This is a genomic window from Pseudomonas asplenii (assembly GCF_001293465.1).
Lineage (GTDB): Bacteria > Pseudomonadota > Gammaproteobacteria > Pseudomonadales > Pseudomonadaceae > Aquipseudomonas > Aquipseudomonas fuscovaginae_B.
This window is the reverse complement of sequence record NZ_JSYZ01000020.1, coordinates 11,278-22,317: the sequence shown is the minus strand read 5'-3', so window position 1 is coordinate 22,317 and position 11,040 is coordinate 11,278. Positions and strand designations below refer to the sequence as shown.

Sequence of the window (11,040 nt, the reverse complement as noted above, 5' to 3'; positions counted from 1 at the left end):
CCCATCGAGGCCGCTCTCACGGCATACTGAGGCGGTCGCTTTCATCCTCGAAGGAATCTGTATGCAGCTGGATCCCGCCACGGGTTGGTGCCAGGCAGTCGTTCACTGCCCGTCGCCCAACTTCAATGAGCGTCCCGAAGGGGAGGTTTCCCTGTTGGTGATCCACAACATCAGCCTGCCACCGGGGCAGTTCGGTACCGGCAAGGTGCAGGAGTTCTTTCAGAATCGCCTGGATATTACGGAACACCCTTACTTCGACGGTATCGCCCACCTACGGGTGTCTGCGCATTTTCTGATTGAACGTGACGGCAAGGTCACGCAGTTTGTCTCCTGTCTGGAACGGGCCTGGCATGCCGGCGTGTCGAGTTTCGAGGGGCGCGAGACCTGCAATGATTTTTCCCTGGGCATCGAGCTGGAGGGCACCGATGATCTGCCTTTCACCGAGGCGCAGTACCATTCGCTGATTGCCCTGACTCGCCAGCTCATGGCGACGTACCCGGCCATCACGCCGCAACGGATCTGCGGCCACAGCGACATTGCCCCGGGGCGCAAGACCGATCCGGGCGAAGGCTTTGACTGGGGGCGTTTTCGCGCCGCCCTGCTGGAAAAAGGAGAGTCGCAATGAGTTTTCTGGTGCTGCTGCTGGCGGTGTGGATCGAGAAGTTCTCGGCCTTGCGCCAGCGTGTCCAGCGTGACGGTGCCTGGCTGGCCGAACTGGCCCGGCTCGAATCCAGCCCGCGCTGGGCGAAACGGCCCTGGGTGATCCTCAGCCTGCTGGTGCTGTTGCCAGTGGTCCTGCTCGGCCTGCTGCTGATGGTGCTGCAGCCGGTGGCCTATGGTCTGCTGGCGCTGCCGGTGCATCTGCTGGTGGTGGTCTACAGCCTGGGCCGTGGTGACCTGCTGGCGGCGCTGGGACCGTTCCGCGATGCCTGGCGGCGCGGCGACCTGCAGGCCGGGGTGCATGTGGCCCGCCGCGACATGAACCTTACCTGTGCCGAAAACGGCGAAGAGTTGCTGGAGAAGGTCCAGGGCTATCTGCTGTGGCAGGCCTACCAGAGCTTCTTCGCGGCGATCTTCTGGTACTTCCTGCTCGGGCCGGTCGCTGCCCTGAGCTATCGCCTGCTGGCCCTGGCGGCGGAGCACAGCCAGAACCCGGCGCTGGCCGAACGTGCCACCCTGCTGCGCCATGCCTTCGACTGGCTGCCGGTGCGCCTGCTGGCGGCGAGCCTGGCGCTGGTCGGCAACTTCGTGGCGGTCAGCCGGATCATGTTGCACGAACTGCTCAACTGGGACATCAGCGCCCGGCAACTGATCGAGAAGGTCGGGCGGGTCGCTGGGGAAGTACCGACCTCGGCGGAGGGCCCGGATGGCGTTTCCAGCCTGGACAGCCTGTGGGAATTGCTGCTGCGGGCGGCGGTGCTCTGGTATGCCGGGTTTGCCCTGTGGACGGTGTTGATTCGCTAGCGGTCGGCGTCGTCCACCCCAAGGGCTCACCTCCCAGGTCTGGTTAACCTTAAGTTACAAAACTCCCTTTCAAATTAAGTTATACAGGCAGTAGCTGCGGATACTGGCTATATGCCTGTGCCGCTGCCGCCACTATAAAAATAATAGGAAAGGGAGCGTTCTAGTGAAGAGTCTGCTATTTCCCGCCGTCGCCCTGATGAACCGCCTGAGCTTCGGGAAGAAGTTCAGCCTGATCAGTGTGCTGTTCTTCGTGCCGATGCTGGTGACCAACTTCTATCTGGTACGCGATTCCTACCGCGAGTTCTCCGCCACCCAGGTCGAACTGCAAAGCCTGGACCTGCTTGGCAACAGCCTTACCCTGCTGCGCGACCTGGAAACCCTGAACAACCAGGTGCAGATCAATGCCGTGCTCGGCCAGTCCGGCAAGGCCGGGGATCTGGAAGGGCGCATCAGCCAGCTCGAACAGAGCGTGCTCGGCCGCCTGCAAGGCCTGACGGCGGTGACCGGCGACCCGGAGCAACTGGCGCTGTTCACCGCCAAGCGCGACGAGCTGATCGCCGCGTTCAAGGCCCAGCAAGGGGAAACCTCCCTGCAGAGCAAAAGTGCGCTGATCGAAAAGCTGCTGGGCAAGGCGCAGATCTTCAGCAAGATCGTCGCCAGTCAGTCCGGGCTCAGCCGCGATGCCCAGGGCGACCTGCGCCAGTTGAGCGAACTGGTCACCGGTGTCACCCCGCAAGTCACCCAGACCCTCGGCGAGGGGCGCGCCATGGGGGCCTATTCCCTCGGCCAGGGCTTCCTCAATTCATCCTCGAGCACCCGTTTCGACGAACTGCTGCAACAGATCGAGAAGCTGCAGGCCGAATATGCGCTCAAGCTGCAGGATGCCCTGGGCGGTAGCCGCAACGCCCACGCCGCTCTGGATACATTGGCCAACGCCAGCCAGGCCTCGCTGAAAAAGGCCGGCGAACTGTTCGAGGAGCAGGTGGTGATGGCCGAAACCCTGGAGGCGCCCTGGCCGCCGTTCTACGAGCAGGTCAGCACGCTGATGGCCCGGACCTACCAGCTCAATGACGCGACACTGGCGTATTTCGCCCAGGAACTGCAGCAACGGCTGGCGCACAAGCGCCTGCAGATGCTCCTGCTGGTCGCGGCACTGGCGGTGGTGTTTCTCTCGATCGTCTACCTCTACGGCGGTTTCTACGCCTCGACCCGCACGACCCTGCGGCGTCTCGGCCAGATGATGGACAAGGTCGCGGCCGGGGACATGACGGTCAATTTTGTCGCCCACAGTCGTGATGAACTGGGGGAGTTGGGCGCGGTGTTCAACGGTACCGTGGCGAAGATCCATGACCTGATCGAGCGGGTCGGGCAGACCGTCGGCGAGGTCGAACGCCAGGCCGGGCAGGTGGAGTCGGTGTCGGCCCGCAGCAACCAGGCGGTGGCCGGCCAGCGCAGCCAGATCGAACAGGTCGCTACGGCCATGAACCAGATGTCGGCGACCGCCCAGGAGGTGGCGCGCAGCGCCGCGGCAGCGGTCAGCAGTGCCCATAGCGTCAATGACGAAACCCTCAACGGTCGGGCGCTGGTGGAATCCCAGCAGGGCTGCATCGCCCAGTTGGCCGGCGAGATCGATCAGTCGGTGCAGGTGATCAACCAGTTGGCGATCGACAGCCAGTCCATCAGCCAGATCCTGGAAGTGATCAAGAGCATTGCCGAACAGACCAACCTGTTGGCCTTGAACGCCGCCATCGAGGCCGCGCGCGCTGGCGAGCAGGGCCGTGGTTTTGCCGTGGTGGCCGACGAGGTCCGCACCTTGGCCAGGCGCACCCAGCAATCCACCGAGGAAATCGAGCAGATGATCGGCAAGCTGCACGGCGGCGTCGGCGCGGCGGTCAAGGCCATGGGCGTCAGCCACCAGATGGCCGATGGCACGGTGGGACAGTCGGAAAAGGTCCAGCTCGCCCTGGAAAACATCCTCGGCGCCGTCGGCATGATCGTCGACCAGAACCAGCAGATCGCCGCCGCCGTCGAGCAGCAGACCGCCGTGGCCCACGACATCGACCAGAACATCGTCGAGATCAACCGGGCCGGCGAGCGCACTGCCGAGGGGGCCCACCAGACCGAAAGCGCCAGCCGGCAATTGTCGGCCCAGGTGGTCGAGCTGAAGCAACTGATCGGTGCCTTCCGGGTGTGAGGCTTGGAACAGGTTGTAGTACTTGATTGCTTGGTGTGTAGGCAAAATCCTGTTTTCTTTAGCGGCCGACCTTTCTGCGCAGGATGAGCGAAAATTCGCTGATCCAGTTTCACCGACCGCTCGGGAGGAACCGCTTTGAAGGAGACGCGCATGGGCATCAACGGGGTGTGTGCCCACTGCAATGGCACCTTCCCCCTCAGTGCATGGCACCTGAATGCAATTGCCATCAAGGAGAGCTTTGCCTGCCGTTGCTGCAACAGGCCGCTGCAACTCGATTGCCCGCAACAGTTCAAGCGCTTCAAGGCGCTCGATGCCCTGTCGGTGCTCAAGGCCAGCATGGTCGTGCTGATCGGGGCTTCGCTGCTGGTGGCTCTGGTCTGTGAGTGGATCGGGCTGATCAGCCTGATGGAGCAGCTCAACTTTTCCCTGCTGGCGCTGCTGTTGTACTTCGCGACCCTGCGCTACGCCCACGCCCGGCAACGGATGACCCTGATCCTGCAGCCCGCGCTCAGGCCGGATTCGTCGACCAGTTGAATACCGCGCAGGCATTGGCGGTACTGGCGGCCGCCAATGCCTGCGGGCTGATGCCCATGAGTTCGGCGAGGGCGGCGCAAATGGCCGGCAGGTGTTCCGGGCTGTTGCGCAGCCCGGGGTACATCACCGGCGCCATGTCCGGCGAATCGGTTTCCAGCACCACGGCCTCCAGCGGCAGGTCGGCGATGACCTTGCCCAGGCGCCGGGCCTGCGGCCAGGTTCCGGCACCGCCGAGGCCGAGCCTGAAGCCCAGCCTGAGGTATTCCCGGGCCTCCTCGCGGCTGCCGGCAAAGGCATGGATGATGCCGCCCCGGGCCAGGCGAAAGCGCTTGAGCGTGGCGATGGTCGCGGCGTGGCTGCGCCGCACATGCAGCAATGCCGGCAGGTTGAACTCCGCGGCCAGTTGCAGTTGCGCCTCGAACAGCGCCTGCTGGCGCTCGCGGTCGAGCTGCGGGAGAAAGTAGTCCAGGCCGAATTCACCCACTGCGCACAGTTGCGGGTGACCGGCCAGGCGGCCCAGCCAGTCGCGCAGAGCGCTCACGTCATCCGGGCGATGATCGTCCAGATACACCGGATGCAGGCCGAGCGCCGCATGCAGTTGCCGGTCACCCTGTACCAGCTCCCAGACCCGCTGCCAGTTGTCCCGATAGACCCCCAGCACCACCATCCGCCCGACGCCGAGGGCGCGGCTGCGTTCGAGCAACGCGTCGCGGTCGGCGTCGAAGTCCGGGAAATCGAGGTGGGTGTGGGTGTCGATCAGTTCCATGCTCAAGCCTCGCGGATGCGCTGCTTGAAGGTCCGGGCGATGGCCTGGACGCCGGGTTGGTAGTTCTTCTCCTCGATGGCGGCCAGGGCCAGTTGCAGGGCTTTTTCCGCGATCAGTTGATGCTGCTGGGCCATGGCGTTCACCGGCAGCGGCAGGAAGTCCAGCAACTGCGTGTCACCGAAGGTCCCCAGGCGCAGCGGTTGCGGGTTGAGCGGCTGGGCCTGCAGGGCATCGAACACGCCCTGCAGCAGCACGTAGGAGGTGGTGACCAGCGCATCGGGCAGGTGGCCGAGGCGTTCGACCAGCGCCTGCATCAACTCGCGGCCGCACTCGCGGCTGAAGGCTTCGCCATGCTCGACCAGCACCTCGCCGGCGAAACCGCCCAGGGCGTCCTGGAAGCCGGCGGCCCGCTGCTGGCTGATGCTCAGTTCGGCGCGGGCACCGATCAGGGCGATATGCCGGGGCTTGGGTTGCAGCAGGCTGCGGGTCAGTTGCAGGCTGGCTTGATGGTCATCGCTGACGACCGAGCAGAAATGCGTCGGCTGCATTTCCCGGTCGATAGCGATGATCGGCAGGCCCAGCTCCTGCAACTGGCGATAGCTGTCGTCCTCCTCGGGCAGGCAACTGGCGACGAACAGCCCATCGCAACGCCGGGCGCGGAACAGTTGCAGCAGCTCGCGTTCGCTCTGCGGGTCATCGTCGGAACTGGCGATCAGCAGTTGATAACCGCGGGCCCGCGCACCTTGCTCCAGCAGCTTGGCGATGCGCGCGTAGCTGGGGTTCTCCAGGTCCGGCAGGATGAAGCCGAGGGTGCGCGTCTTGCGACTGCGCAGCCCGGCAGCCTGGGGGTTGGGGGTGAAGCCATATTGCTCGACCACTGCCCGTACCCGTTCCACGGTACTGCTGCTGATGCGCTGTTGCTCGGCCTTGCCGTTGATGACGTAACTGGCGGTGGTAACCGACACCCCGGCCAGTTGGGCAATATCACTGAGTTTCAAGCGGATGATTCCTTGTTAGCTGTAGCTCGCTGGCTGCATGTTGGCTGATCCTATCCTATTTTCGGCAGGTGGCAGTGGGAAGGGTGCCTGCTGTGGGGCGGCTCGGGAATTGGACCTGGGTCGCCGTCGTCCGGGCGGGGCCGCTGGGGCAGGGGTTCTGGCCGTTTGTAATGCGAAGAAATAGCTTTCAAAAAGAACTTATATTTCCTACGTGTTTTTGGCGTGGGAGAATATTGAGTGCGCTCAGTGCCGTGTCTACATTCCCGGTGTCGCTGCCAAATCAGCGATACGGGTTTCGCAGCCCGGCGGTTTCTGTTGGCGCACAGCGCCGCGCAAGCGGCTTTTTCATGTCTGCGTTATGGCGGGCTGTGCGCAGGAGGCTTATGCCTGCCGGTGTCCAACAGACCGGTCTGCGAACCTGCGTACAGTTCGCCACCCTTGTATCGCAGCGAGAGTGGAGATCTCCTTAACCTGTTGGAGATTCACCATGACCAAGAAAATCACCCCCGATCCGCCTCCCGTTTTCGACGATCCCGTGAAACCCCAGCGGCCCGATGCGGCCCGCTTGCTTGATACCCTCGCGTTGACCCTGGCCAGAACCGTCGACCCCGCCGACCCGCTCAAGCCCTCGCTGTTTGCCATCCAACCTGGCGTCAGTGCCCATGACGCGCTGAGCTATGTATCGAGATTGCTGGCAGTCGCCGAGCTGAACGGTGACGAAATCAGCCTGCACGCCAATCCGGTGGAGCGCACCCTGTTCTGGGGGCTGCTGCATTCGGTGGAGATGGCGAGGGCGGTGGTTGATGCGTTGCTGGAGGGCTCATCCACCGCCGTCGCCCTGGACGGCAACCGCTAGAACCTGTGGGAGCGGGCTTGCCCGCGAAGCCGTTGGCGGCCTTGAAGGCGCATTCGCGGGCAAGCTTGTTCTGGTCAAGTTTTGCCGAACACCGAACACCGAACACCGAACAGCTGGACACCCTCATCCCGTAGGAGCCGGGCTTGCCCGCGAATAGGCGCTCAAGCCTTGCCCATCCCCCCGAATCTGCGCAGCCCTTCGTGCAACATTGCCGACCGGCAGGGCTTCTACGTCGGACAATAATCGAGTAACGTGTCCTACATTCTGATTAAACGATTCAGCAAGCGTATTTCCAGGCGATGACGGTCCGTGCCACGGTTCTGCCAAAAGACTGTTGCACCTTTATCCGGCCCGTCCGCCTAAGCTGATTTATCTAAAACAATACCTAGCGCCCAGCCGCGGACGCTGAATAGGAGAAAGGCATGCTCGAGCTCACCGTAGAGCAGATTTCCATGGGCCAGTCGGCCGTGGACAAATCTGCCGCCCTGCAACTGCTCGCCGATTCACTGGTTGCCGACGGCCTGGTCGCCGAGGGCTATCTCTACGGGCTGCAGGCCCGCGAAGCGCAAGGCTCGACCTTTCTCGGCCAGGGCATCGCCATTCCCCACGGTACGCCGCAAACTCGCGAGCTGGTGCACACCACCGGCGTGCGCCTGCTGCAATTCCCCGAGGGCGTGGACTGGGGCGACGGGCAGATCGTCTACCTGGCCATCGGTATCGCGGCAAAATCCGACGAGCACCTGCGCCTGCTGCAACTGCTTACCCGCGCCCTCGGCGAAACCGACCTTGGCCAGGCCCTGCGCCGTGCCAGCAGTGCCGAGGCGCTGTTGAAGCTGCTGCAGGGCGCCCCCCAGGAGCTGGCGCTGGATGCGCAGATGATCGGCCTCGGTGTGGTCGCGGAGGACTTCGAGGAACTGGTCTGGCGCGGCGCCCGTCTGCTGCGCCAGGCCGACTGCGTGAGCAACGGCTTCGCCGCCGTGCTGCAGCAGGTCGAGGCCCTGCCGCTGGGCGATGGCCTGTGGTGGCTGCACAGCGAGCAGACGGTCAAGCGCCCCGGCCTGGCTTTCGTCACCCCGGAAAAGCCGATCCGCTACCTCGGCCAGCCGTTGCACGGCCTGTTCTGCCTCGCCAGCCTCGGCGAAGCCCACCAGGCCCTGCTCGAACGGCTTTGCGCGCTGCTGATCGAAGGCCGCGGTCATGAGTTGGGCCGCGCCACCAGCAGCCGTGCGGTACTGGAAGTGCTCGGCGGCGAACTGCCGGCCGACTGGCCGAGCGCGCGCATCGGCCTGGCCAACGCCCACGGCCTGCATGCCCGCCCGGCGAAAGTCCTGGCGCAACTGGCGAAGAGCTTCGAGGGCGACATCCGCGTGCGCATCGTCGATGCGCCGGGCAGCGCCGTCTCGGTGAAAAGCCTGAGCAAGCTGCTCAGCCTCGGTGCCCGGCGTGGCCAGGTGCTGGAATTCATTGCCGAGCCGACCATTGCCGCCGATGCGCTGCCGGCCCTGCTGGCCGCAGTGGAGGAGGGCCTGGGCGAAGAGGTCGAGCCACTGCCGGAGGTGGCTGTCGTCAGCGCCCCGGTGGAGGACGAGCCGGCCGTGGTCGTGACGGCGCCGGCGGCCAACAGCCAGCTCCCGGCGATTGCCGCCGCACCGGGGATTGCCATCGGCCCGGCCCATGTCCAGGTCGCCCAGGCATTCGACTACCCGCTGCGCGGCCAGTCCGCCGCCGTCGAGCGTCAGCGTCTGCAGCAGGCCCTGGGCGAGGTCCGCAAGGATATCGAAGGGCTCGTCCAGCGCAGCAAGGCCAAGGCGATTCGCGAGATCTTTGTGACCCACCAGGAAATGCTCGACGACCCGGAACTGACCGACGAGGTCGATTCCCGGCTCAAGCTCGGTGAAAGCGCCGAGGCCGGCTGGATGGCGGTGATCGAGGCGGCGGCCCGGCAACAGGAGTCGCTGCAGGATGCCTTGCTGGCCGAACGTGCGGCGGACCTGCGGGATATCGGCCGACGGGTGCTGGCGCAGTTGTGCGGCGTGCAAACCCTGGCCGAGCCGGACGAACCCTATGTGCTGGTGATGGAGGAGGTCGGCCCGTCGGACGTGGCACGCCTGGATCCGGCACGGGTCGCCGGCATTCTCACCGCCCGTGGCGGCGCCACCGCCCACAGCGCGATCGTCGCCCGGGCCCTGGGCATTCCGGCGCTGGTCGGTGCCGGGGCGCAGGTTCTGCTGCTGGCACCGGGCACCACGCTGCTGCTCGATGCCCTGCGTGGCCGCCTGCATGTCGCGCCGGACGAAGCCGCCCTGCAACGCGCCCTCCAGGAGCGCGACACCCGCGAGCAGCGCCTGCGCCTGGCCGCCGAGCAACGTCACGAACCGGCGCTGACCGGTGACGGTCACGCCGTGGAAGTCTTCGCCAATATCGGCGAGAGCGCCGGGGTTACCGGGGCGGTGGAGCAGGGCGCCGAGGGTATCGGTCTGCTGCGCACCGAACTGATCTTCATGGCCCATCCACAGGCACCGGACGAGGCGACCCAGGAAGCCGAGTACCGTCGCGTGCTCGACGGCCTGGGCGGGCGGCCACTGGTGGTGCGTACCCTCGATGTCGGCGGCGACAAGCCGCTGCCCTACTGGCCGATCGCCAAGGAGGAAAACCCGTTCCTCGGCGTGCGCGGCATCCGCCTGACCCTGCAACGGCCGCAGATCATGGAGAGCCAGTTACGCGCGCTGCTGCGTGCCGCCGACAACCGGCCGCTGCGGATCATGTTCCCGATGGTCGGCAGTGTCGCCGAGTGGCGCCAGGCCCGGGACATGACCGAGCGCCTGCGCCGGGAAATCCCGGTGGCCGACCTGCAACTGGGGATCATGATCGAAGTGCCATCGGCCGCGCTGCTGGCGCCGGTGCTGGCAGCCGAGGTGGACTTCTTCAGCGTCGGTACCAACGACCTGACCCAGTACACCCTGGCCATCGACCGTGGTCACCCGACGCTGTCGGCCCAGGCCGACGGCCTGCACCCGGCGGTGCTGCAACTGATCGACATCACCGTGCGTGCGGCCCATGCCCATGGCAAGTGGGTCGGTGTGTGCGGCGAGCTGGCGGCCGACCCGCTGGCGGTGCCGGTGCTCGTGGGGCTCGGCGTCGACGAATTGAGTGTGGCCGCGCGCAGCATTCCCGAGGTCAAGGCGCGGGTACGCGAGCTGGCCCTGCCGGCGGCCCAGGCCCTGGCCCGCTCGGCCCTGGCAGTAGGCAGCGCCGATGAAGTGCGTGCGCTCGTGGAGGCGGTGTAATGGCGCGGATTCTGACCCTGACTCTGAACCCGGCACTGGACCTGACCGTGCAACTGGCACGGCTGGAGCCCGGGGAGGTCAATCGCACCTTGTCATTGCTGACCCACGCCGCCGGCAAGGGCGTCAACGTCGCCCAGGTGCTGGCGGACCTCGGCCATCAACTGACCGTGAGCGGCTTTCTCGGCGTCGACAACCCGCAAGCGTTCGAGGCGCTGTTTGCCCGGCGTGGCTTTGTCGATGCATTCGTTCGTGTGCCGGGGGAAACCCGCAGCAATATCAAGCTGGCCGAGCAGGACGGACGCATCACCGACCTGAACGGGCCGGGCCCGGAGGTCGACGGGCAGTCCCAGCAGGCCTTGCTGGACACCCTGGAGCGGATCGCCCCCGGCCATGACGCCGTGGTGGTCGCCGGCAGCCTGCCCCGGGGCCTCAGCCCGCAATGGCTGCAGGCGCTGTTGCTGCGTTTGAAGCAACTGGGGCTGAGAGTCGCCCTGGACACCAGTGGCGCAGCCCTGCAGGCCGGGCTGGCCGCGGCGCCGTGGCTGGTCAAGCCCAACACCGAGGAGTTGGCCGAAGTGCTGCAGCGTCCGGTGGAGACGGCGCAGGCGCAGGCCGAGGCGGCTGCCAGCCTGCTGGCCCAGGGCATCGAACACGTGGTGGTGTCCCAGGGGGCCGATGGGGTCAACTGGTTCCAGGCGGCCGAGGCCTGGCATGCCCAGCCACCGAAAGTCGACGTGGCGAGCACTGTCGGTGCCGGCGATTCGTTGCTGGCGGGCATGCTCCACGGGCTGCTCAGCGGCCACCCGGCCCGGCAGACCCTGCGCACCGCCACCGCGGTCGCCGCCCAGGCGGTGACCCAGATCGGGTTCGGTATCGGCGACCGGGCGCAATTGGTACAGCTTGAACGAGGCGTCAGCGTGCACGCCCTGACAGAACAATAA

9 protein-coding genes and 1 pseudogene are annotated in these 11,040 nt (G+C 65.7%); 8 read left to right on the top strand and 2 right to left on the bottom strand.

What is annotated here, in order from left to right:
- Positions 1-61 precede the first annotated feature (61 nt).
- The 5 genes and pseudogenes from ampD to PF66_RS25090 all read left to right on the top strand — a co-directional run bounded on the left by ampD (position 62) and on the right by PF66_RS25090 (position 4,192).
- A complete protein-coding gene (gene ampD / locus PF66_RS25105; protein WP_054058029.1) occupies positions 62-625 on the top strand; it encodes a 1,6-anhydro-N-acetylmuramyl-L-alanine amidase AmpD in 564 nt (187 codons plus the stop codon).
- Complete coding sequence (ampE, locus tag PF66_RS25100) at positions 622-1,464, top strand: regulatory signaling modulator protein AmpE (RefSeq protein ID WP_054058030.1); 843 nt, start codon at positions 622-624, stop codon at positions 1,462-1,464. The genes ampD and ampE overlap by 4 nt, the downstream gene beginning before the upstream one ends.
- A 196-nt stretch (positions 1,465-1,660) precedes the next feature.
- Positions 1,661-2,800: pseudogene (locus PF66_RS34040) on the top strand (HAMP domain-containing protein); the annotation flags it as partial.
- A gap of 144 nt (positions 2,801-2,944) precedes the next feature.
- Positions 2,945-3,658 carry a methyl-accepting chemotaxis protein gene (locus PF66_RS34035; protein ID WP_425357916.1) on the top strand — a complete coding sequence of 238 codons (714 nt, stop codon included), beginning with the start codon at positions 2,945-2,947 and terminating at the stop codon, positions 3,656-3,658.
- A 150-nt stretch (positions 3,659-3,808) separates the two neighbouring features.
- Positions 3,809-4,192, top strand: coding sequence for a hypothetical protein (locus PF66_RS25090; protein ID WP_054058032.1), 384 nt, complete (start codon positions 3,809-3,811; stop codon positions 4,190-4,192).
- On the opposite strand, the gene PF66_RS25085 is transcribed toward PF66_RS25090, so the two are convergent.
- Entirely contained in the window at positions 4,167-4,958 is a 792-nt protein-coding gene (locus PF66_RS25085; RefSeq protein ID WP_054064121.1) for a TatD family hydrolase, read from the bottom strand. The genes PF66_RS25090 and PF66_RS25085 overlap by 26 nt on opposite strands.
- Before the next feature lie 2 nt (positions 4,959-4,960).
- Positions 4,961-5,956 carry a catabolite repressor/activator gene (cra, locus tag PF66_RS25080; protein WP_054064120.1) on the bottom strand — a complete coding sequence of 332 codons (996 nt, stop codon included), beginning with the start codon at positions 5,954-5,956 and terminating at the stop codon, positions 4,961-4,963.
- 487 nt (positions 5,957-6,443) lie between these two features.
- Between cra and PF66_RS25075 the strand changes: the two genes are divergently transcribed.
- The 3 genes from PF66_RS25075 to pfkB all read left to right on the top strand — a co-directional run bounded on the left by PF66_RS25075 (position 6,444) and on the right by pfkB (position 11,040).
- Entirely contained in the window at positions 6,444-6,812 is a 369-nt protein-coding gene (locus PF66_RS25075) for a hypothetical protein (protein ID WP_054064119.1), read from the top strand.
- A gap of 422 nt (positions 6,813-7,234) precedes the next feature.
- Positions 7,235-10,099 (top strand): phosphoenolpyruvate--protein phosphotransferase, encoded by a 2,865-nt coding sequence (gene ptsP, locus PF66_RS25070; protein WP_054064118.1) that lies wholly within the window; start codon positions 7,235-7,237, stop codon positions 10,097-10,099.
- Positions 10,099-11,040, top strand: coding sequence for a 1-phosphofructokinase (gene pfkB, locus PF66_RS25065; protein WP_054064117.1), 942 nt, complete (start codon positions 10,099-10,101; stop codon positions 11,038-11,040). Before ptsP ends, pfkB begins: the two co-directional genes overlap by 1 nt.